The sequence below is a fragment of the Streptomyces sp. NPDC003011 genome (assembly GCF_053591515.1).
Window position 1 is genome coordinate 86506 of the sequence record NZ_JBSFTY010000011.1, and the last position, 22106, is coordinate 108611.

The following is a 22106-nucleotide window of genomic DNA, read 5'->3' on the forward strand; positions in this document are numbered from 1 at the left end:
CGTAGTCTGCACAGGAGGAGCCATGCGTCGTCTGTTCGCCGGTCTCGCGGCCGGCACCTTCCTTCTCGCCACGGCGGCCTGTGGCTCGTCCGATGACTCCGGTACGCCGGGCAAGGCCGCGTCGTCCGGCGGCACCACCACCGTCAAGCTGGGGCTCATCCCCATCGTGGACGTGGCGCCCGTCTACCTCGGGCAGAAGAAGGGCTTCTACGAGAAACACGGCCTGAAACTGACCGTCACCACCGCGCAGGGCGGCGCGGCCATCGTGCCGGGTGTCGTCAGCGGCCAGTTCCAGTTCGGCTTCAGCAACGTGACGTCGCTGATGATCGCCCAGTCCAACAACGTGCCCGTCAAGGCCGTGGTCAACGGCATCGCCTCGACGGGCGTGCAGGGCAAGGACTTCAACGCCCTGATGGTGAAGAAGGGCAGCGCCATCACCTCGGCGAAGCAGCTGGAGGGCAAGAAGGTCGCCATCAACACCCTCAAGAACATCAACGAGACCGCGGTGCGCGAGGCCGTGCGCGAGGCGGGCGGCGACCCCGACAAGGTCACGTTCGTCGAGCTCGCCTTCGACCAGATGCCCGCCGCCCTCGACCAGGGCCAGATCGACGCCGTGAGCGTGGTCGAGCCGGCCAGCGCCACCGTCAGGAGCCAGGGCGGCGTGGAGATCGCCTCGCCCCTGGTCGACGTCGCCCCGGACCTCACCGTCGCCATGTACTTCACCTCCACGCGGTACGCGCAGCAGAACCCGGAGGTGGTGCGGAAGTTCGAGGCGGCCACCGCGGAGTCCCTCGCGTACGCCGACGCCCACCCGGACGAGGTCCGCGCGATCGTCACGACGTACACGAAGATCCCGGCCCCGGTGCTGGAGCAGGTGACGCTGCCGAAGTGGCCGGCCGAGGCGAACCGCGCCTCCATCGAGACGCTGCGCCGACTGGGCCAGGACGACGGCCTGTTCAAGGCGGAGCCCGACCTGGACAAGCTGCTGCCGTGAAGGGTCTGGACATCGCACTCGGTACGGCCGGACTCGTTCTCTTCCTCGCCCTGGGCGAGGCGGTGCCGCGGCTCGGCCTGGTCAAGGAGGCGTACTTCCCGCCCACCAGCCGCATCGCCGACGCCTTCGCCGGCGAACTCGCCGACGGCACGTTCTGGACGGCGCTCGGCGACACCCTCACCGGCTGGGCGGTGGGGCTGGCGGTCGCGGCGTGCGCGGGGATCGTCGTGGGCCTCGTCCTCTCGGTCGTGCCGTATCTGCGGGAGGCGACCGCCTCCACCATCGAGTTCCTGCGCCCGATCCCGTCGGTCGCGCTGATACCGCTGGCGGTCCTGCTGTACGGGACGGAACTGCGCTCGGTCCTGCTGCTGGTGGTGTACGCCTCGTTCTGGCAGGTGCTGATCCAGACGCTGTACGGCGTGCAGGACATCGACCCGGTCGCCGAGGAGACGGCACGCTCGTACGGTCTGGGCACCTGGGCGCGGATCCGGTACGTGCTGTGGCCGACCGCGCTCCCCTATGTGATGACGGGGGTGCGGCTGGCGGCGGCCGTCGCCCTGATCCTCACCATCACCACCGAACTCGTCATCGGCGCGCCCGGGTTGGGCGCCCGGATCGCCGTGGCGCAGAACTCGCAGGCGGTCCCGGACATGTACGCGTTGATCGTGGTGACCGGACTGCTGGGCCTGCTGATCAACGTGGGCGCGCGGTCGGTGGAGCGGCGGGCGCTGGCCTGGCACCAGTCGGTGCGCGGGGAGGTGGCGGTGTGAGGCGCTTCCTGCTGCGTGTGGTGTTCGTCCTGGCGCTGCCCGCGGTCCTGTTCACCGTGTGGTGGCTGGCGTCCGACGACAGCACGGACGTGTACTGGCCTCCGCTCGGGACCATCCTGGCCGCCTTCCCGGACGTCTGGACGGGCGAGCGGCTGCGCACGGACGCGCTGCCCAGCGTGCTCAGGCTCACGGCCGGTTACACGACGGCGGCCGTGGCGGGCGTCGCCCTCGGCACGGTCATCGGCTCCTTCCGGCGGGTGCGGGCGGTGTGCGAACCGGTCCTGGAGTTCCTGCGGGCGGTGCCGCCGCCCGTCCTGATCCCGGTCATCATGCTGTTCGCGGGCATCGGCGACACGATGAAGATCCTCGTGATCGCGAGCGGCTGCGTGTGGCCGGTCCTGCTCAACACCGTCGAGGGCGTGCGGGCGGTGGACTCCGTGATGGCGGAGACCGCCCGTTCGTACGGCATCACGGGCGCCGCGCGCCTGCGGCACGTGGTGCTGCGCTCGGCGAGCCCGCAGATCTTCGCGGGGCTGCGCCAGGCCCTGTCCGTCGGCATCATCCTCATGGTCATCAGCGAGATGTTCGCCGCCAGCAGCGGTCTCGGATTCACCGTCGTCCAGTTCCAGCGCGGTTTCGCGATCCCCGACATGTGGACCGGGATCCTGGTGCTGGGCCTGCTGGGCTTCCTGCTGTCGGTGCTGTTCCAGCTGGCCGAGCGGCGGGCGCTCGGCTGGTACCACGGTCTGCGCGCCTCCACCCGGCGGTCCCGGTGACGTCCGAGAAAGGGCAGAGCATGCTCGACGTACGCGGCCTGAAGAAGGTCTACGAGGGGTCCGGGCGGCGGGTGGAGGCGGTGCGCGACCTCACCTTCACCGTCGCCGCGGGTGAACTCGTCTGTCTGGTGGGCCCGTCGGGCTGCGGCAAGACGACCCTGCTGAAGTGCATGGGCGGACTGCTCGCGCCGACGGCGGGCGACGTGCTCCTGGAGGGCCGGAAGGTGACCGGTCCGCCGCCCGGGATGGCCTTCGTCTTCCAGGAGTACGGCCGCAGCCTGTTCCCGTGGATGCGGGTCGGCGAGAACGTCGAACTCCCCCTGAAGCAGAAGGACCTGAGCAAGGCGCGGCGACGTGAGCTGGTCGCGGACGCGCTGCACTCGGTGGATCTCGCGGACGCCGCCGGGGCGTATCCCTGGCAGCTGTCGGGCGGCATGCAGCAGCGGGTCGCCATCGCCCGCGCGCTCGCCTACGAACCCCGGGTGCTGCTGATGGACGAGCCGTTCGCGGCGGTGGACGCCCAGACCCGCGCCGACCTGGAGGACCTGGTGCGGCGGCTGTGGCGGGAGCGCGGCATCACGATCCTGTTCGTCACCCACGACATCGACGAGGCCGTCTACCTCGGCGAGCGGGTGGTCGTGCTGTCCGCCTCCCCCACCGTCGTGCAGGAGCAGCTCAAGGTCGATCTGCCGGACGAGCGCGACCAGTTGCACACCCGGGTGGCCCCGCGCTTCGCCGAACTGCGGACCCATGTCTACGAGCAGATCCAGGCGGCGAAGCGCGGAGCCCCGGTGCCGGTCACGAAGTCTGGTACGCCTCCACCTCACTGAGCTGGGCCGCGGGCCAGCCGGTGTTCGCGGTGGCGCTCAGCCGCAGGTGCCGCAGGTTCGTCCCGCTCGGCAGGGCGACGGTGACGGTGTTGCCGGTCGCCCGGTCGAAGCGGTACCCCTGCGCGGCGACGACCGTGGAGTACGCCGTGCCGTCGGTGCTGCCCTGGACCGAGAGGGTCTGGGTGCGCGCGCCCCACGCGGATGACGGCGGCAGCTTCAGCACCAGGCGGCGCACCTGCTCGCTCGCCCCGAGGTCGACCGTCCAGGACTGCGGGAAGGCGTGGTTGGCGGACTCCCAGTAGCTGGCCGCGTCCCCGTCGGCGGCCTTGCCGGGCGTGTAGACGTCCTGCGAGCCGGTCGCCGTGGCCGGGCGGCCCCGGACGAGGTTGCGGTCCGGGTCCGGGTCGGGGTTGCCCTGGCCGGGCTGCGGCCAGGTCGAGCAGTCCGCCCAGGTGGTGTCCCAACCGGAGTTGCCGCCGCCGTCGGTGAGGGTGAAGGTGCCGGAGCCGGCCGGGTAGGGGCAGTTGTAGACGCCGGCCGCGCCGACCCCGGTGGCCGTGACGTCGCTGAACCCGACCGTCCCCGGTGTCTCCGCCTGCACGACGACCGTGCCGGTGTTGCGCACGGTGGCATCGCTGATGTGGACGTTGTCGACGCGATGGCCGCGACCGCTGCCCGACACGAACTCGAACGCGCTGTAGGGGCTGTCGGTGACGACCGTGTTGCTCACGTTCACGGTCGCGTTGACCGCGCTGTCGTAGGAGTCGACGCGCAGAGCACCCATCGGGTGGTTCCAGTTGGGGTTCATCGCCCCGGTGCGCACGAGGGTGTTGCCGTCGACGGTGATGGTGCCGGCCAGCGGGTGGAACGGGTCGAGGAACTTCTGGTTGGAGATCGCGATGCCGCTGCCGAGGGCGTTGGTGTCGGAGACCAGGTTGTTCCTGACGGTGATGTCGGTGCCGCCGTAGATCGCGATGCCGTTGGCCAGGTTCGGCTGGGTGATGGTGTTGTTCTCGAAGCTGCTGTTCGTGTTCGGCGCGTACAGCGACCACATGGCGAGCGCGTCGTCGCCCTGGTTGCGCAGGAAGTTGTTGCGGACGCGGACCCCGCGCGCGTTGCCGTTGAGGTTGAGGCCGTCGGCGGTCATGTCGAGGAAGCGGCTGTTCTCGACGACCAGGTTGTCGTTGGTGCCGGTCAGCCACAGGCCGACCTTCAGGTGCTGGAGCCACATCCCGGAGACGGAACTGTTCGGGCCGAGGGAGCCGTTGACGAAGTTGTCCGGGCTGGAGTCGACGCGTTCGGTGACCTCGCCGATCACCGCGAAGTCCCTGATGTGGACGCCGCCGGAGGAGGAGGTCTGGTCGATGAAGCGGGAGGCACACACGACGGAGTGCCAGTTGCCGGCGCCCTGGAGGGTGACGTTCTGCACGCCGCTCAGCGAGGACGTCAGCCGGTACTCGCCCGGTGGGATCCACACCACTCCCCCCTGGGCGGCCGCTATCGCGTGGCGGAAGGCCTGGGTGGAGTCGCCCGCGCCGCTCGGGTCGGCGCCCCTGGAGGTGACCGACACGGAGCCGGCGGGCTGGGTGGCGGCGTTCGCGACCTGCTCGAAGTCGGCGACGTCGACGGTGACCTCGGTGCCGGTCGACTGGAAGGCGACCTTGTCGCCCGCCTGGACGTTCCGGCCCAGCAGCAGCCGGGCGTTGTCGTAGAAGTGGTGGGTCCTGGATCCGGCGATCCAGGACGTGTCGACGTGGGAGTACTTGGAGGTGACGGTCAGGGTCTGCGCGATCCTGGTGCCGTTGACGTACACGTCGAGCGTGCCGGACTGGCCGTCCGGAACGCTGTGGGCGACGTTCACAGCGTTGGCCGCGCGGGGCACGGTGAACTCCACCCGCCGGCCCGAGGTGAGCCGTACGGCCTGGCGTCCCGACGCCTCCGAGGCGAGGGTGCCCTGGGTGAAGTCGGGGCCGATCTTCGTGCCGGTGGTGGTCGCGGACTCGGCCTCGACCGAGGTGAAGGGCAGGGTGGCGCCCGCGGCCGCCTGAGCGGCGGGGGCCGTGGCGGTGAGCAGACCGGCGGCGAGGGCGACGACCATCGCTGCTGGCATGCCCCTGGCAGCTCTGTTTCCGTGCATGGGCTGATCCCTTCGTGTGGGGGTGCGGGGACAGCGGGGTGGGCGGTCACCCGGTCCGGCCGCGCGCGTCAGGTGCGCAGCCAGACCGCGGTGTCCTTCGGCAGCCGGCCCGTGGCGTCCAACGGGCCGCTGGCTAGCAGGAGTCGGCTGTGTGCGGGCAGTTCGGCAGGCGTGTCGGCGAGGTTCACCGCGCAGGCGGTCCCGGCCGCCCTGGTGAAGGCCAGGACACCGTCCGGGGCGGGCTGCCAGACGAGGGGCCCGTCACCGAACACGGGCCGGAGCCCGATCGCCTCGCGGTAGAGGGAGAGCATCGAGGAGGGATCGTCGCGCTGACGGTCGACCGCATACGACATCCAGTCGACCGGCTGCGGCAGCCACGGCTCCTCGTGTGAGCCGAATCCCGCGTACGGCTCGTCGGCCGCCCACGGCAACGGCACCCGGCAGCCGTCCCGCCCCGGGTCGGTGCCCCCGGAGCGCAGATGCATCGGATCCTCGATGCGGTCGCGCGGGATGCCGGCCTCGGGCAGTGCGAGCTCCTCCCCTTGGTAGACGTAGACCGCTCCCGGCAGCGCCAGCGACAGCAGGGCGGCGGCCCGGGCCCGCCGGGTGCCGAGGGCGAGGTCGGTCGGGGTGCCGAAGGCCTTGGCGGCGAAGTCGAAGCCGGTGTCGGCGCGGCCGTAGCGGGTGACCGTGCGGGTGACGTCGTGGTTGCACAGCACCCAGGTCGCCGGAGCGCCGACGGGGGCGTGCTCGGCGAGGGTCTCGTCGATCGCGGTGCGCAGCCGCCCGGCGTCCCAGGGGCAGGTCATGAAGGAGAAGTTGAAGGCGGTGTGCAGTTCGTCGGGGCGCAGGTAGCGGACGAAGCGTTCGGTGTCGGGGAGCCAGACCTCACCGACGAAGACGCCGTCGTACTCGTCCGCGATCGCCCGCCAGGCCCGGTAGATCTCGTGGAGTTCGTCGCGGTCGACGTAGGGGTGCGGGTCGCGGCCCTCGGCGAGGTCCGGCAGGCGGGGGTCCTTGGCCAGCAGGGCGGCTGAGTCGATGCGGACGCCCGCCACCCCCCGCTCGAACCAGAAGCGCAGGATGTCCTCGTGTTCCCGGCGGACGGCGGGGTGCGCCCAGTTGAGGTCGGGCTGCCCGGGAGCGAACAGGTGGAGGTACCAGTCGCCGTCGTCGACGCGGGTCCAGGCCGGTCCGCCGAACTCCGAACGCCAGTCGTTGGGCGGGAGTTCACCGTGCTCGCCGCGTCCGGGACGGAAGTGGAACAAGGCCCGCTCGGCTCCTTGGGCGAGCGCCGCGCGGAACCAGACGTGCTGGTCGGAGACGTGGTTGGGGACGATGTCGACGATGGTGCGGATGCCCAGTTCACGCGCCTCGGCGATGAGTTTCTCCGCCTCGGCGAGCGTGCCGAAGACCGGGTCGATCACCCGGTAGTCGGCGACGTCGTAGCCGCCGTCCTTCATCGGGGAGAGGTACCAGGGGCTGAACCACAGGGCGTCCACGCCGAGTCCGGCCAGATACGGCAGCCGGGCGCGGACGCCCGCGAGGTCGCCGGTGCCGTCGCCGTCGCCGTCCGCGAAGCTGCGGACGTACACCTGGTAGATGACGGCGGAGCGCCACCAGTCCGAACGGGCAGGGGCGGGCTGTCCCACGGTGCGTGCCTTTCTCTCGGATCTCTCGGATCTCTCGGATCTCTCGGAGGAAGGGCGTCAGCCCTTCGTGCTGCCCGCGCTGATCCCGGCGATGATGTGCCGCTGGAAGATCAGGAACATCGCGACCATGGGGATGCTGGCGATCACCATCGCGGCGATGAGCACGGTCAGTTGGATGTTCTGCGACAGCTGGACGAGTGCCACGCTGATGGGCTGCTTCTCGGTGTCGGAGAAGACCATCAGCGGCCAGAGGAAGTCCTGCCACACGGCGACCAGGGCGAAGATCGACACCACGCCGAGGACGGGCCGGGACATCGGCAGCACGATCGACCACAGGACGCGCAGCGTCCCGGCCCCGTCGATCTCGGCGGCCTCCAGGACATCGCGCGGGATCTGGTCGAAGAACCGCTTCAGCAGGTACAGGTTGAAGGCGTTGGCGACGGCCGGCAGCCAGATGGCGAGCGGGTCGTTGAGCAGGCTGACATGGATCAGGGGCAGGTCGGCCACGGTGAGGTACTTCGGCACGACCAGCGCCTGGGCCGGAACCATGAGGGTGGCCAGGATGCCGCCGAGGACCAGCCTGCCGAAGGCGGGCCGCAGCCGGGACAGGGCGTAGGCGGCGGCCGTGCAGAACACCAGCTGGAACAGCCAGGCGCCGGACGCCTGGACCACCGTGTTCCACAGGTGCGTCGGCAGCCGCATCAGCTCCCAGGCGTCGCCGTAGCCGTCGAGGTGCCACCGCTCGGGGACCAGGGTGGGCGGGGTCCGCGCGATCTCGTCCGGCGACTTCACCGCGCCGCTCACCATCCAGTAGACGGGGAACAGGAAGGCGAGCGTGAACAGCAGGACGGTGCCGGTGAAGACGCTCCAGTAGACGGCCCGGCCGCGCGGGCGGGCCAGGGTCGCCGGGGAGACGAGGGTGCGGGTGGTCATGTGTCCTCGCCTCGGGAGCGGGTCAGTCGCAGGTACACGGCGGAGAAGGCGCCGAGCAGCACCAGGAGCATGACGCTCAGGGCGCAGGCGCCGCCGAAGTCGTTGTAGAGGAAGGCGTACTTGTAGATCAGGTACAGGACGGTGACCGTGGCGTTCTCCGGGCCGCCGCCCGTGATCACGAACGGTTCGGTGAAGACCTGCATCGTCGCGATGATCTGAAGCAGCATCAGCATGAGGATGACGAACCGGGTCTGCGGGATCGTCACGTGCCTCACGCGCTGGAGGAGCGAGGCGCCGTCCAGTTCGGCCGCCTCGTACAGCTCGCCGGGGACCGACTGGAGGGCGGCCAGGTAGATCAGCACGGTGCCGCCCATGTTGGCCCAGGTCGCGACGGCCACGAGGGAGACCAGCGCGGTGTCGGCGCCGTTGGACCAGTTGCTGGTGGGCAGGTGGGCGAAGCGCAGTGCCTCGTTGGCGAGGCCGGCGCCCGGGTCGTAGAACCACTTCCACAGCAGGGCGCTGACCACCGGCGGGATCATCACCGGCAGGTAGACCACGACCCTGAAGAAGGCTCTGGCGTGCCGGAGTTCGTTGAGGACCAGGGCCATCACGAACGGGACGGCGAACCCGATCAGCAGGGCGAGCAGGGTGAAGGTGAGCGTGTTGCGCCAGGCGGCGGCGAACTCGGGGTCGTGCCACACGCGGGTGAAGTTGGCGGTGCCGACCCATTCGGGGTCGGAGCCGGGCGTGTACGTCTGGAAGGCGATCACGACCGCGCGGATCGCCGGGTACCAGGAGAACAGGGCGAAGCAGACGAGCCCGCCGAGGAGAAAGGCGTAGGCGCGGGCCTGGTCGGCGAGGCGGCGCCGCCTCGCCTCCCGTGCCGGGGGCGGCGCCTTGACCGGGCGTACGGCGACCGTCCCGGCCTCTCGCCGCGCAACCGTCCTGGTCATCGGGTCAGCTCCGGGCCAGGATGCTGTCGATCTTGCCGGAGGCGTCCTTGAGGAGCCGGTCGATGTCGGCGTCCTTCTTGGTGAGGACGGCGGAGACGACCCCGTCGAGGACGGAGTAGATCTGCTGCGCGTGCGGCGGCTCGATCTTCATGTCGAGGCTCTGGTTGCCGTCGAGGAAGGCCTGGTAGTTCTCCACGGGCACGTTGGCGTGGGCGTTCTTGACCTGCTGGTCCTTGGCGTCCGCGGCGCCGGTGAACAGGCGCGGCTCGGGCAGGCCCACGGGGGCGTCGTGCTTCTTGGCGCGCGCGTAGTCGCCGAGGAAGCCGTCGCCGGGGGTGAGGAACATGTGGTCGAGCCACTTGAGGCCGGCCCGGATCTGGTCGGGGCTCGCCTTCTTGCCGACCATGTAGCCGTCGCCGCCGATGAGCGTGCCCTGTCCGCCGGGCATCGGGGCGAGCGCGAGATCCTCGTAGTCGCCGCCCTTCTCCTTGACCAGGATGGGGATGTTGTCGGGGGCGGCGAGGTACATGCCGAGCTTGCCGGACCCCATCATCTGCTGGGCGTCGTTGATGACCAGGAGTTGCTTGCTGCCCATGGAGTCGTCGGTCCAGCGCATGTCGTGCAGGTTCCGCAGGACCGCGCGGCCCTCGGGGGTGTCCACGGTGGCCTTCTCGCCGTCGGGGCTGACGACGTCGCCGCCCTGCGAGTAGAGCTCGGCGGTGAAGTGCCAGCCGCCCTGGTTCTGGGCGCTGTAGTCGGCGTAGCCGACGGTGCCTTCGCCGAGTGCGGCGATCTTCTTGGCGGCGGCCCGGACCTCGGGCCAGGTGGCCGGGGGCCGGTCGGGGTCGAGGCCGGCCCGCTCGAACAGTGTGCGGTTGTAGATCAACCCCATGGAGTATCCGGTACGCGGTATGCCGTAGACCTTGCCGTCGACCGTGTACACGTCCCGCAGCTGCTTCTGGATGCTGCTGTAGCTCTTCAGCTCCTTGACGTACGGCGTCAGATCGGCGGCCTGGCCGATGTCGACGACGTGCCGGGCGTCCGTGAAGTACGTGTAGAAGACGTCCTCCATCTGCCCGCCGGCGAGTTTGGCGTCGAACGTCTTCGGGTCCTGGCAGGGGAAGGCGTCGTGCGGGACGACGTCGATGTCCGGGTTCCGCTTCTCGAAAGCGGCGATGTCCTCCTCGAAGAACGCGCGGTCGGCCTTGGCGCTCTTGGGCGGCATGCAGTTGACCGTGATGCGGGTCTTCCCGTCCGCGGGGTCGTCGTCCGCCCCGCAGGCGGTGAGGGCGAGGCAACAGACGCTGAGCGTGACGAACGTACGGCGGAACCCGGTGCTTCTCATGGGTGGACCCCTCTGGGCAGGAGCGGTGGGCGCCGCACACTCAAGCACCGGCAACAGGGGTCCGCAAGATGTCGCGCAGAGATTGCAATTAATCGACCATCGGTCGGCTGTCAGTCGCGCGGGGCTTGCGCGGTGGAGCCCCGTACCACCAGCTCCGGCTCGAAGAGCAGCTCCTCGGGCGCCACGGAAGCGCCGTTGATCTGGGAGTTCAGCATCTCGACGGCCGCCCTGCCCATGGCTTCGATGGGCTGACGGACGGTGGTCAGGGGCGGTTCCGTGCAGTTCATGAACGCGGAGTCGTCGTAGCCGACGACCGACACCCGCGAGGGGACGTCGTACCCCTTGCGCCGGGCGGCCCTGATCGCGCCCAGCGCGAGCGGGTCGCTGGCGCAGATGATGCCGGTGACCCCCTGGTCGATGAGCCGGGACGCCGCCGCGTGTCCGCCCTCGATCGAGAACATGGCGCGGGCGACGTGCGCGCCTGGGAGGTCCTCGGCGAGCGTCCGGGCGGCGGCCAGTTTGCGGGCGGACGGCACGTGGTCCTCGGGGCCCAGTACCAGCCCGATCCGCTCGTGCCCCAGCGAGGCCAGATGCCGCCAGGCCTGCTCCACGGCGACGGCGTCGTCGCAGGACACGCCCGGGAAGCCGAGACGTTCGATGGCGGCGTTGACCAGGACGACCGGGATCTTGCGGTCGGCGAGCAGCCGGTAGTGGTCGTGCGGCGCGTCGGCCTGCGCGTACAGGCCGCCGGCGAAGACGACTCCGGAGACCTGCTGCTGCAGCAGCAGCCGTACGTAGTCGGCCTCGGAGACCCCGCCCCTGGTCTGCGTGCACAGCACCGGCGTCAGCCCGAGCTGGGCCAGGGCGCCGCCGATGACCTCGGCGAACGCCGGGAAGATCGGGTTCTGCAACTCGGGCAGCACGAGGCCCACCAGCCGGGCGCGTTCCCCGCGCAGCTGCGTGGGCCGTTCGTAGCCGAGGACGTCCAGGGCGGACAGCACCGACTGCCGGGTGGCCTCGGAGACGCCGGGCTTGCCGTTGAGCACCCGGCTGACCGTGGCCTCGCTGACCCCGACCTTCTTCGCCACCTCAGCAAGTCGTCGCGTCATGTGCGCAAGAATAGCGCAAGAAACGCAAGCAGCTTGCGTAAAGACGAGGAGGCCCGCCTGCCTCTACCGGGCTGCCCACAGGCCGCGCACGTGACCGAGGTGCCGGGTCATCACCTCGCGAACCGCGGTGCCGTCCCGGGCCAGCAGCGCGTCGAGGAGTTCGAGGTGTTCCTCGGCGGAGGCCAGCAGCCGGCCCGTCTCCAGCAGGGCGGTGAGGCCGTAGAGGCGGGAGCGCTTGCGGAGGCCGCCGACGACCTCGACGAGGTGGGCGTTGCCGGCCAGCGCGAGCAGCCCCAGGTGGAAGCGGGTGTCGGCCTCGACGTACGCGATGAGGTCGCCGGCCACGGCGGCCTGCACGATCTCCCGGGCGGCCGGCCGCAGCGCCTCCAGCGAGACCGGGTCGGCGGTCGTGGCCAGGTCCACCACGGTCGGGATCTCGACGAGGGCGCGGCCGGGTGCGGGAGGGACGAGGGGACCGGTGGGGGCGGGGCCAGGTCAGGGACCAGGACAGCGGGACGAGCTGACAAGGCGCCGTCGGCGACCTGAACGCCGACGGTGCCTGTCAGGCCTCGGGGGCGGGCACCACGCTGAGGTGACCCGCCGTACGACGCAGACGCACCGTCCGTCGTGCCGTGGATGCCGGGCGGCGCGCGGGGCGCAGGACCAGCGTCAGGCGGGTGTAGCCCATGTCCCGCAGACTCCGCGGGGTCTCGTCGACGACCCGGCAGTCGGTCGCGCCCCAGCGCGGGTCGGGGTGCACCAGGGGGCGGACCGCGCCGTCGTGCTCGACAGCCCGCTCACCGACCGCGCGGATCCAGTGCGGCAGGCCCTGCCGGTAGGCGGCCTCCATGATCGGGTCCTGGGCGATGTCCCGCCGGAGGGCCAGCAGCGCGTGGTCGTGGGCGTGCCGCTCCAGGGCGGCGGCGAAGTGCGCCAGCATCGGCAGGCACCAGCGCGCCTCGTGGTCGGCGAGGACCGTGCTCGCGTCGGGGTGGAACAGGACGAACCGGAGGAAGTTCTCGCCCGGCATGGCCGTCGGATGCGGGCCCACACCACGGAAAAGTGACGCGAAAGCGGTGTTGGCGAGCACGACGTCCCAGCGGTGGTCGAGGACGACGGACGGGAAGGAGACCGCTTCCAGGAGGGTGGCGTAGTCCTGGAGATACGCCTGGGCCTCAAGACTGTCGGGGACGGGCCTCGGTACGGACCGCTGCCCACCTGCCTGATATGCCATCGGGAGGTCACCCCTCTTGCCTCTGCGGCCTTCACGCGGCGCCCTTGATCCTGCTTCGCCGACGCGAGCGGTGTCAACTATCGTGGCATTTCGTGCCGGTTGACGGCTGAAATTGGCCACAGTTGTGGCGAGACCTGGATGTGAGTTCGAACAACCCGCTACTCTCCGGGAAGTTCACGGCAATCGCCTGTGAGAAGCCAGTGAGAGAGACGTAGGAGATCTGTCGGTGTCGGTTGGCTTCGAGGGTCCCGGCGACGCGGCGTCGGCTGTGCTGTCGGCCGTCGTCGCCCGTGTCACCGCACTGGCCGACCGGCTCGGCGTACCGCACGCGGAGGTCTTCGACACCGGCCGCCTCTCCGTCGCCTCCGGTGTCCCGGAACCCGTGGTCAAGGCCCTGCTGAGCGGCCGGCCCGCCGGTGAACCGGATGTGCAGGCCCGGTTCCTGCAGCGCCTGGACCTGCTGCGGCGCACCCGCCTCAAGCCCAACGGGCGCAAGTACACCCAGCAGGAGATCGCCGACGGGGCGGGCATGTCCCGGCAGCAGGCCGGGGCGCTCATCAACGGCGACCGGCGTCCCACGATGGAGCACTGCGACGCCATCCAGCGCTTCTTCCGGGTGCACGCCGGATTCCTCACGGCCGAGGACCCCGAGGCGCTCGCCGGGGCCCTCCAGCGCACCGAGCAGGAGCTTCTGCAGAAGCTCGCCGAACGGGAGGCGGCCGCGGCGCTCGGCGACCCGCTGGAGCGGCTGTTGCAGGACCACGGTGTCCGCGGGATCGCCTGGCGGGCCGCGCAGTTGCCCACCGACCAGCACCGGGACAAGGTCGCCGAGTGGCTGGACATGCTCCTGGAGAGCGTCAAGCGGCCCGAGTCCTGATCCGGGGGAGAACTGTGGGCATCGGCAAGGACATGCGCCGCCTGTGCGGCGAGTTGGTGGAAGAGCTGTCCCTCCCCGCACCGGCGCTCCCCGCCGACCTGTACGGGGCGCTGTGCGGCGCGATGAGCAGACGCCGCGGCCGTCCCGTCCTCTTCCGGACCGCCGCCTTCCCGCCCGGCACCGCCAGCGGGCTGTGGCTCGACATGGCCGACCAGGACCTCGTCGTGATCGAGGAACGCACCGCTCCCGACCATCAGTTGGTGATCCTCGGCCACGAGCTGTGGCACATGAAGGCCGGGCACTGCGGTCACCACGTCGAGGGGGCCGCGGTCGCCGCCCGTCTGCTGCACGACGAGGCGGACCTCGGGGCGACCGTCCGGAAGGTCGCCGCGCGCGACCGTTTCGACCTGGCCGACGAGAAGGAGGCCGAGACCTTCGGCCTGCTGCTGGCGAGCAAGTGCCGTACCTGGCTGGCGGGTTCGTCGTTGCGGGGGCCGGTCCCGCGCGATCACCTGGCGGGCCGGATCGAGGCGTCCCTGGGCTATCTGGGGCCGCAGGGCTGAAGCCGGCCGAAGCCGGGCCCTGGTGACCGAGCCGTCTCACGTCGCGCTGCGCTCGCTCGCCTCCCGCCGGTCGCGTTCCTTCGCGCGGTTGCGGGCGCTGTCGGGATGGCCGGCGGTGGTGCCGGGGCGGCCCTCGCACAGGAGGTCGCGCCAGTGCTCGCGGCTCCAGTGCGCCGGGGTCGTGGTGGCGGTGAACTCCTCGACGAGGGAGACGAAGCGGGCCGGGTCGCTGTGGAACGGGAAGTGGCCCGCGCCCTCGAAGATCTCCAGCCGGCTGCCCGGCATCGCCTCGTGCGCGCCGGACGCGTGCCGTACGGGCACCACGCTGTCCCGGTCGCCCCACAGCAGCATGGTCGGCATCCCCTCGGTGAGATAGCAGCGGTCGAGCATCGTGACGACCTGGCCGCGCCAGTCGACGACGGCGCGCAGGGTGCGGATGAAGGCGTTGCGGGCGGTCTCGTCGGGCAGCGCGTCCACGAGGGTGAGCAACTCGGCGGCGTCCTGGCCGAGATCGGTGTCGAGGAGCCTCATCATCCGCACGGCGAGGCCGACCTGGAGCCGCATACCGGGAAGTCGCAGCGCGGACAGCATGAGGTGGGCGCCGGGCAGCGAGACCAGCCGCAGCACGGGGTTGACCTCGCGGCCCACTCCGCCCGCGCTGACCAGGACGAGCCGCTCGGTGCGTTCGGGGAACTGGTAGGCGAACTGCATGGCCACGCCGCCGCCCAGGGAGTGGCCGAGAAGGGTCGCGGACTCGATGCCGAGCGTGGTGAGCAGATCGCGCACGCCGTTGGCGTAGGCGGCCACCGAGTAGTCGGCGCGCGGCTTGTCGGAGGCGCCGTGGCCGAGGAGGTCGGGGGCGATGACGGTGTGGCTGCGGGCGAGGTCGGGGATCAGGCGGGCCCAGGTGGCGGAGGAGTCGCCGATGCCGTGGATGAGCACCAGGGGCGGGCCCTCGCCGGCCATCCGGAACGCGCGGCGGTATCCGTGCACCACGCGGTACCGGAGCTGGAGTTCCGCCTCGCTCACCGAGCGCAGCCGTACGGTGCGCGCCGGGCACCGCCGGGGAGCGTCGACCACGTGCTCGCCTCCTGTTCCGGTGGGCCGCGAAAGAGCGGCCGAAAGCGCTTCGTTCCAGCGTAGAGCCGCATTCCCCCAGGGGGTTTCGGCGAGGTTTCGCCTCCGCTAAGCGGGCGAACCGGCGTGCGGCGGAACCGGATTGTCAGTGGTGGGCGGCAAGCTGGACATGCGCCGCCGTACGGGGGCGTACGCGCCGCCGGCGTGACCGACGACCACGACCTGGGGAGAGCCGCCCGATGCACACCGCCGTACTGACCGATCGCGAGCGCACCGCCGTCCAGGCCTATCTGCGGCTGCTGCACACCGTCCGTGCCGCGTTCGACGCGGAGTCCGGCCCGCCCGGGTCCGGCCGGCCACCCGTCGTCCCGCCCGCCGTGCTCGCCGAGGCGGAACGGGCGCTGGCGGAGGCCGGACTCGCGGGCAACGAGGGGGAGTTCTTCCGCCTGCTGCACAGCTGGTGCCCGCCGGAGCCGTAGCCCCGCGCATCCCGCGCCGCGCCGCGTCGTGCCGCGTCGTGCCGCGTCGTGCCGTACGTCAGTCGTGCGGCACGGTGACGGACGTGGCCACCAGTCCGGGCCCGACGGTCCAGCGGCCGTCGAAGTGCCCGAGCCGTCGGCCGCCCACCACCGGGCCGGGGACGAGGAGTTCGGCGCGGAAGGTGCCGTGCAGCCGCTCTCCGGGGTCGACGAGGATCTCGATGTCGGCCTCGGAGAAGTCGAGCCACCGCCCGGTGAGGGGGAACCACGCCTTGTAGACGGACTCCTTGGCGCTGAACAGGAGCCGGTCCCAGTGGGCCCCGGGGTGATCCCGGGTGAGCCGGAGCAGGCGCTGCTGTTCCGCGGGCAGCGCGACGGCGCCCAGGACGCCCTCCGGGAGCGGTCCGTCGGGTTCCGCGTCGATGCCGAGGGAGGCGAGGTCACCGACGCGGACCAGCGCGGCGGCGCAGTATCCCGCGCAGTGGGTCATGCTGCCGGTCAGGCCTTCCGGCCACCGGGGAGCGCCGCGTTCCCCGGGCAGCACGGGCTGCGGCGGCACGCCGAGTTTCTCCATGGCCCGGCGGGCGCAGGAGCGTACGGCGGCGAACTCGCGCCGCCGCTTGCCGACCGCCTGGGCCACGACGGCCTCCTCCTCCGGGTACAGGCGGGTGTCCTCGGACACGTCGTGGCCGTACGCCTCGACGGTCACCACCGGTCCGGGCAGCAGTTCCTCGATCACCGGGCCGCGGCCTCCCTCGGCGCGATGCGGCGCAGCCGCCCCGGCGGCCCGGGGCGCTTGCGCCACTCGCGCGGGTAGCCCACCGACACCTCCTCGAAGCGGACACCCTCGTGCCAGGTGGTACGGGGGATGTGGAGATGGCCGTAGACCATCGTCTCGACGCGGAACCTGCGGTGCCAGTCGGCGGTGAGGCGGGTGCCGCACCACATGGCGAACTCCGGGTGCCACAGGACGTCCGTCGGGTGCCGGTCCAGCGGGTAGTGGTTGACGAGGACGGTGGGCAGGTGGCCGGGGATCGCGGCGAGCCGGCGTTCGGTCTCGGCGACCCGGGCCCGGCACCAGGCCTCGCGGGTCGGGTAGGGGTCGGGGTGCAGCAGGAACTCGTCGTTGCAGACGATCCCGGTGCCGTGCGCGTACGCCAGTCCCTCCTCCTTGGTCGAGCAGCCGGCCGGCAGGAAGGAGTAGTCGTACAGCAGGAACAGCGGGGCCACGGCGACCGGGCCGCCGGGGCCGTTCCAGACGGGGTAGGGGTCCTCGGGGGTCGTCACGCCGAGGTCCCGGCACAGGTCGACGAGGTGGTCGTAGCGGGCGGCTCCGCGCAACGTGACGGTGTCCTTGGGGTGGGTCCACAGTTCGTGGTTGCCGGGGGCCCAGACGACCTTGCGGAAGCGGCCCGCGAGCGTCTTGAGGGCCCAGCGGATGTCGGCCGTGGTCTCCGCGACGTCGCCGGCCACGAGCAGCCAGTCGTCATCGGTCTCCGGCCGCATCCGTTCGACCAGCGCGCGGTTCTCCTCGTAGCCGATGTGCAGGTCGCTGACGGCCAGCAACCGTCCGGCACCACCGACCGTCGACGTCACCTCTCGCCCCCTCCGAGCTCGCGAATGCGACCACGAGACCACATCCCCGGCCCCGAGGACAAGGGTGGATCGCGTCGGCCGATCTTCGGGTGCGGACGGGGGCTCTTAGCCGCGCGCCGCGGGCCTGCGGCGACGCTCCGCCCCGGGTTCCGGGATCAAAGTGAGCATGATCGGATAATCCGTAACACGCGCGTTGCACGAGGTGCCCCTCGGAAGCCGTATGATCGCCCCAACACCCACCGCCATGCACGTCCCTCGCACGGGGCGGTTCGGTGTACCTCCCACCACCCTGCCCGGGCACGGGCGTGCTCCGCCCTGCCCGTGAACCACGAAAGGCGGCCTGCATGGTCTCTCGCGTACGCGTCTGGCTCAACCGCACGTACGCGGAGAACGTGTTCTTCATGGATCAGCTGCGGAGAAATCCCAGCGACCGCGCCGTCGAGATCCATGCGACGCACGGCGACGCCGACTCCCCCGTGCTGGCCGCCGCCGACACCGCCGACCTGGAGCCGGAGGGCCTGTCCCCGGCCGCGTACGTCGAGTACGCGCTGGACCAGTGCGTACGGCGTGGCATCGACGTGTTCGTACCCCGGCTGCACCAGTCGGCGATCGTGGCGCACCGCGCCGAGTTCGAGGCGGCCGGTACGGCGCTGCTGGCGCCGCCGCCCCAGGCCGTGGCCGTCTTCCACGACAAGGTGATCGCCTACGAGGCCGTCCAGGCGATCGGGGTGCCGGTGCCGTCGTGGTGGCGGGTGCGGTCCGCCGACGAACTGCTGTCCGCGGTCGAGGAGTTGGAGGCGGGCGGCCACAAGGCGTGCTTCAAGCCGGCGTCCGGTGCGGGCGGGGTGGGCTTCCGTGTCATCACGCGCACCCCCTTCGCGCTCGCGCAGCTCAACGGTTTCCCGAGTCCGTACGTCCCGCTCGACCTGGTGCTGGAAGCGCTGAAGCAGGCCGAGGAGCCGGTGGACTGGCTGGTCATGCCGCGGCTGGAGCAGCCGGAGGTGTCGGTGGACTGCCTCACCGGGCCCGACAACCGGATCCGGCTGGCCATCGGCCGCACCAAGAACGGCCGCCGCCGCGGGTTCACGCTCGCCGAGCAGTGGCTGGAGCCGGCCCGGCGGATCGCCGAGGGCTTCGGGCTGCACTACCTGTCCAACATCCAGTTCCGGATGCTCGGTGAGACGCCGGTGCTGATGGACGTCAACACGCGTCCGGCGGGCGGGCTGCACCAGCTGTCGCTGTGCGGGGTCAACGCCCCCTGGGCGGCGGTGCAGTTGGCGCTCGGCGAGGACCCGGGGGAGATCACTCCGCCGTTCCTGGGCCAGGACTACACGGTGGTGTCGGGGCTGCGGCCGCTGCGGGCCGCCTCGATCCCGCACCAGCGGACGGAGGACGCCGAACCGTTGCCGCCGGCGGTGGAGCGGACACCGGTGGACGCCGTGCGGGAGGTCGGCTCCGTGCGGGAGGTCGGCTCCGTCGGAGAGGCCGATGCCGGCAGGAAGACCGACTCCGTCGGGGCTTCGACCCAGGTGCTGCCGCTGTAGGCCATCCGCCGACTGATGACTGACGACTGACGACTGCCGGGGGCGCGGCCGGCCGCGCGACGTCACAGGCGCGCGGGGCGGTGTACGACGGCTCGGCGGCGGAACCGTCCGCCCGAGCCTGAGCCCCTGGGTAGGGGGCGGGGCACGCCGGGCGCGCCCCGCCCCCGTTCCGGCTCTATCGGCCGGTGGTGCCGCGCCGCAGGCGGAGCGTCAGGATCTGGAAGGGACGCAGCGAGACCGCGACCGCGCCGTCGCCGTCCGCTTCAGCGTCCTCCAGCGGCCGCTCCAGCAGGTCGGTGACCTGGGCACCGGCGAGCGGGAATCCGGTGCGCAGCACGCCCCGGGCGCGGCCGCCACGCGACTCGTACAGCCGCACGACCACGTCGCCCGACGCGTCGTCGGCGAGCTTGACCGCCTCGACGGTCACGCCCGCGCCGTCCACCGAGACGACCGGCTCGGGGGCCCCGGCCGCATCCGCCACGCGCAGCGGCAGGTTCAGGGAGTAGCCCTCGGCGACCGCGTCCTCGATGCTCGCGCCGGGGAGCAGCGAGTACGTGAACCGGTGCCGGCCCTGGTCCGCCTCGGGGTCCGGGATGCGCGGGGCGCGCACCAGGCTGAGGTGGACCGAGGTGGTCGTACCGCCGTCCTCGCGGACCGTGCGGGTGACGTCGTGGCCGTACGTCGAGTCGTTGATGACCGCGACGCCGTAGCCGGGCTCGGCGATGTGCACCCAGCGGTGGCCGGAGACCTCGAAACGGGCCGCCTCCCAGCTGGTGTTGGTGTGGGTGGGCCGCTGGACGTGCCCGAACTGGATCTCCGCGGAGGAGTGCGCGGCCCGGACGTCCACCGGGAAGCCGGCCTTGAGGATCTTCTCGGCCTCGTGCCAGTCGATGTCGGTCTCGAAGTCGACGCGGGGGCTGCCCGCGCGGACCGTGACGGTCTGCGTGATCGTCGAGCCCTTGCCGAAGGAGCGCGTGACGCGGATCGCGCCGATGAGCGGGTCCGATTCGACGACGGCCACCGACTCCGCTTCCAGCAGGTCGGTGTAGCGGTTCTTGTAGTGCTTGTCGATGTCCCAGGCGTCCCAGTAGTTCGGCAGGTCGGTGTGCAGGCGGAGCAGGTTGCCCTTGTCGGCGAGCACTTCGCGGTCCGACCGCAGATCGTAGACAGAGGACAATGTGCCGTCTTCGGCCACCTCGACGCGGATGAGCCCGTTGTCGAGGACCCGTCCCTCGGCCGTCACCGGCTGCGGGGGCTGGGCGCCGGTCAGGGGCCCGCTGCCGTTCGCGGGCACCTCCACGTACGCCGGTGCGCCGTCGGCCGTACGGACCACCTCGGCGCGGTCGAACGGGCTCGTGTTGAACACCCGGGTGCCCCCGGCGCCCAGCGCGGCGACCGCCTGAGCCGTCAGCGTCTCCAGTTCCTCGGCGACCCGGGCGTATTCGGCCTCCGCCTCGCGGTGCACCCAGGCGATCGACGACCCCGGCAGGATGTCGTGGAACTGGTGCAGCAGGACCGTCTTCCACAGGCGGTCGAGCTTCTCGTACGGGTAGGCGTAGCCCGGCGCGTGCAGCGCCGCCGTCGTCGCCCACAACTCGGCCTCGCGGAGCTTGTGTTCGCTGCGCCGGTTGCCCTGCTTGGTGCGGGCCTGGGAGGTGTAGGTGGCGCGGTGCAGCTCCAGGTAGAGCTCGCCGTTCCAGACCGGGGCGTCCGGGTACTCCTCGCGGGCCTTGGCGAAGAAGTCGTCGGGGTGTTCCACCACGACCTTGGGCGAACCCTCCAGGTCCGCGAGCCGGCGCGCGCGTTCCATGATCTCGCGGGTGGGACCACCGCCGCCGTCGCCCCAGCCGAAGGGGGCGAGGGAGCGCGAACCGCCGCCCTTCTCCCGGTAGTTGCGGACCGCGCGATCCATCTCCTCGCCGCTGAAGCGGGCGTTGTAGGTGTCGACCGGCGGGAAATGGGTGAAGATGCGGGTGCCGTCGATGCCCTCCCACCAGAAGGTGTGGTGCGGGAACTTGTTGGTCTGGTTCCAGGAGATCTTCTGGGTCAGGAACCACTCGTTGCCGGCGAGCTTGGCGAGCTGCGGGTAGGCGGCGGTGTAGCCGAAGGAGTCCGGCAGCCAGACGCCCTTGGTCTCGACGCCGAAGTGCTCGATGAAGAAGCGCTTGCCGTGGATCAGCTGGCGGGCGATGGCCTCGCCGCCGGGCAGGTTGCCGTCGGCCTCCACCCACATGCCGCCGACCGGCGCCCACTGGCCCTTCCTCACCGAGTCCTGGATGCGGGCCCACACGTGGGGGTAGTGGTCGCGCACCCACTCGTACTGCTGGGCCTGCGAGCAGGCGAAGATGAAGTCGTCGTACTCGTCGGCCAGCGATGTCACGTTGGAGAAGGTGCGGGACGTCTTGCGCTTGGTCTCGCGGATCGGCCACAGCCAGGCGGAGTCGATGTGCGCGTGGCCGACACCGGAGATCGTGTGGGCGCTGGCGTGGGCGGGCCGCGCCAGGACCGGCGCGAGCACCTCGCGGACGGCCGGGGCGCTGCCGGAGACGTCGTCCAGGTCCAGGGCGTCCATGGCCCGGTCCAGGGCGTGCATGATCTCGTGGCGGCGCGGCTCGTGCTCGCCGAGGTGGACCATGAGCTCGCGCAGCACCTGGAGGTCCAGGTCGAGGTGCCAGACCTGCTCGTCCAGCACGGCGATGTCGGCGCGCTGGAATGTATACAGTGGACGGTCGCCTGCGGTCAGTACATCGCCGAGCGGGGTCGGTGCCGTGAAGCCGTTCGCCAGGATGTCGGGGTTCGACGCCGCCTCGACGAGATAGTCGATCACCTCGCCGCCGGTCGCCGGGTTGGCGATCGGCACGTACTGGTTGAGCGGGTTGACCGCCTTCAGCGGTGTCCCGTCGGTCAGGTGGACCAGCGCCTCGGCCTGGTTGCCCGGCCAGTCGCCCACGAAGCCGAGGTCGATGACCGCCTCGACGCGCCGGCCGGCCCACGCGGCGGGCACCTGTCCGCGCATCCGGAACCAGGTGGTGCCCCAGGGCGGCCCCCACGGGGTGTCCATCGCGAAGGGCTCGTAGGCCGCGGCGGCGGCCTCGGCGAAGGGGACCGGCTCACCCGGCGCCTGCCAGGCCTCCACCTCGAAGGGGACGGTGGCCGCGTAGATCGCGGGCTTGATGCGCTGGGTGTGGACGCGCTCGACGCGCTCCTCGATCCGGCGGCGTTCGTCGTGCATGAGGA

General features: G+C 71.3%; 19 protein-coding genes and 1 pseudogene. 8 read left to right on the forward strand and 12 right to left on the reverse strand.

Translation table 11 applies throughout. The features are described 5' to 3' along the window. The first annotated feature begins 22 nt into the window (after positions 1-22). Genes ACWD0J_RS08465 through ACWD0J_RS08480 form a run of 4 tightly spaced genes read left to right on the forward strand, consistent with a single transcriptional unit; the run spans position 23 to position 3370 of the window. The gene (locus tag ACWD0J_RS08465; RefSeq protein ID WP_451494987.1) at positions 23-994 is read left to right on the forward strand and encodes an ABC transporter substrate-binding protein; all 972 of its coding nucleotides are present in this window, start codon (positions 23-25) and stop codon (positions 992-994) included. Then, on the forward strand, positions 991-1764 hold the full coding sequence (locus ACWD0J_RS08470; protein WP_451494988.1) for an ABC transporter permease: 774 nt from the start codon (positions 991-993) through the stop codon (positions 1762-1764). Before ACWD0J_RS08465 ends, ACWD0J_RS08470 begins: the two co-directional genes overlap by 4 nt. Then, complete coding sequence (locus tag ACWD0J_RS08475) at positions 1761-2540, forward strand: ABC transporter permease (protein WP_451494989.1); 780 nt, start codon at positions 1761-1763, stop codon at positions 2538-2540. The genes ACWD0J_RS08470 and ACWD0J_RS08475 overlap by 4 nt, the downstream gene beginning before the upstream one ends. A 20-nt stretch (positions 2541-2560) precedes the next feature. Beyond that, a complete protein-coding gene (locus ACWD0J_RS08480; RefSeq protein ID WP_451494990.1) occupies positions 2561-3370 on the forward strand; it encodes an ABC transporter ATP-binding protein in 810 nt (269 codons plus the stop codon). Here ACWD0J_RS08480 and ACWD0J_RS08485 read toward each other — a convergent pair. The 8 genes and pseudogenes from ACWD0J_RS08485 to ACWD0J_RS08520 form a co-directional block, all read right to left on the reverse strand. Further along, complete coding sequence (locus ACWD0J_RS08485) at positions 3339-5480, reverse strand: discoidin domain-containing protein (protein WP_451494991.1); 2142 nt, start codon at positions 5478-5480, stop codon at positions 3339-3341. The genes ACWD0J_RS08480 and ACWD0J_RS08485 overlap by 32 nt on opposite strands. A gap of 95 nt (positions 5481-5575) precedes the next feature. Beyond that, positions 5576-7159, reverse strand: a complete 1584-nt coding sequence (locus ACWD0J_RS08490) for a glycoside hydrolase family 13 protein (RefSeq protein ID WP_451494992.1) — start codon at positions 7157-7159, stop codon at positions 5576-5578. 57 nt (positions 7160-7216) lie between these two features. Beyond that, positions 7217-8092 carry a carbohydrate ABC transporter permease gene (locus ACWD0J_RS08495; protein WP_451494993.1) on the reverse strand — a complete coding sequence of 292 codons (876 nt, stop codon included), beginning with the start codon at positions 8090-8092 and terminating at the stop codon, positions 7217-7219. Further along, positions 8089-9045: a carbohydrate ABC transporter permease gene (locus ACWD0J_RS08500; protein WP_451494994.1), complete on the reverse strand. Its 957-nt coding sequence runs from the start codon at positions 9043-9045 to the stop codon at positions 8089-8091. Before ACWD0J_RS08500 ends, ACWD0J_RS08495 begins: the two co-directional genes overlap by 4 nt. A gap of 4 nt (positions 9046-9049) precedes the next feature. Next, on the reverse strand, positions 9050-10390 hold the full coding sequence (locus tag ACWD0J_RS08505) for an ABC transporter substrate-binding protein (protein WP_451494995.1): 1341 nt from the start codon (positions 10388-10390) through the stop codon (positions 9050-9052). A 110-nt stretch (positions 10391-10500) separates the two neighbouring features. Then, positions 10501-11499 (reverse strand): LacI family DNA-binding transcriptional regulator, encoded by a 999-nt coding sequence (locus ACWD0J_RS08510; protein ID WP_451494996.1) that lies wholly within the window; start codon positions 11497-11499, stop codon positions 10501-10503. Between the two features lie 63 nt (positions 11500-11562). Next, positions 11563-11949, reverse strand: a pseudogene (locus ACWD0J_RS08515) (GntR family transcriptional regulator); the annotation flags it as partial. Between the two features lie 112 nt (positions 11950-12061). Further along, positions 12062-12733 (reverse strand): MmyB family transcriptional regulator, encoded by a 672-nt coding sequence (locus ACWD0J_RS08520; RefSeq protein ID WP_451494997.1) that lies wholly within the window; start codon positions 12731-12733, stop codon positions 12062-12064. Positions 12734-12959: 226 nt separating this feature from the next. On the opposite strand from ACWD0J_RS08520, the gene ACWD0J_RS08525 reads away from it, so the two are divergent. Beyond that, a complete protein-coding gene (locus ACWD0J_RS08525) occupies positions 12960-13610 on the forward strand; it encodes a helix-turn-helix domain-containing protein (RefSeq protein WP_451494998.1) in 651 nt (216 codons plus the stop codon). Positions 13611-13642: 32 nt separating this feature from the next. Next, positions 13643-14173, forward strand: coding sequence for a toxin-antitoxin system, toxin component (locus ACWD0J_RS08530; protein ID WP_451495032.1), 531 nt, complete (start codon positions 13643-13645; stop codon positions 14171-14173). Between the two features lie 36 nt (positions 14174-14209). On the opposite strand, the gene ACWD0J_RS08535 is transcribed toward ACWD0J_RS08530, so the two are convergent. Beyond that, positions 14210-15253, reverse strand: a complete 1044-nt coding sequence (locus ACWD0J_RS08535) for an alpha/beta fold hydrolase (protein WP_451494999.1) — start codon at positions 15251-15253, stop codon at positions 14210-14212. Positions 15254-15489: 236 nt separating this feature from the next. On the opposite strand from ACWD0J_RS08535, the gene ACWD0J_RS08540 reads away from it, so the two are divergent. Next, on the forward strand, positions 15490-15729 hold the full coding sequence (locus tag ACWD0J_RS08540; protein ID WP_451495000.1) for a hypothetical protein: 240 nt from the start codon (positions 15490-15492) through the stop codon (positions 15727-15729). A 58-nt stretch (positions 15730-15787) separates the two neighbouring features. Here ACWD0J_RS08540 and ACWD0J_RS08545 read toward each other — a convergent pair whose 3' ends face one another. Next, positions 15788-16468, reverse strand: coding sequence for a 4'-phosphopantetheinyl transferase family protein (locus ACWD0J_RS08545; RefSeq protein ID WP_451495001.1), 681 nt, complete (start codon positions 16466-16468; stop codon positions 15788-15790). Next, complete coding sequence (locus ACWD0J_RS08550) at positions 16465-17325, reverse strand: metallophosphoesterase family protein (protein WP_451495002.1); 861 nt, start codon at positions 17323-17325, stop codon at positions 16465-16467. The genes ACWD0J_RS08545 and ACWD0J_RS08550 overlap by 4 nt, the downstream gene beginning before the upstream one ends. Before the next feature lie 344 nt (positions 17326-17669). Here ACWD0J_RS08550 and ACWD0J_RS08555 point away from each other — a divergent pair, with 344 nt between their 5' ends. Beyond that, positions 17670-18869, forward strand: a complete 1200-nt coding sequence (locus ACWD0J_RS08555) for an ATP-grasp domain-containing protein (protein ID WP_451495003.1) — start codon at positions 17670-17672, stop codon at positions 18867-18869. A gap of 175 nt (positions 18870-19044) precedes the next feature. On the opposite strand, the gene ACWD0J_RS08560 is transcribed toward ACWD0J_RS08555, so the two are convergent. Further along, positions 19045-22101, reverse strand: a complete 3057-nt coding sequence (locus ACWD0J_RS08560) for an alpha-mannosidase (protein WP_451495004.1) — start codon at positions 22099-22101, stop codon at positions 19045-19047. Positions 22102-22106 lie beyond the last annotated feature (5 nt).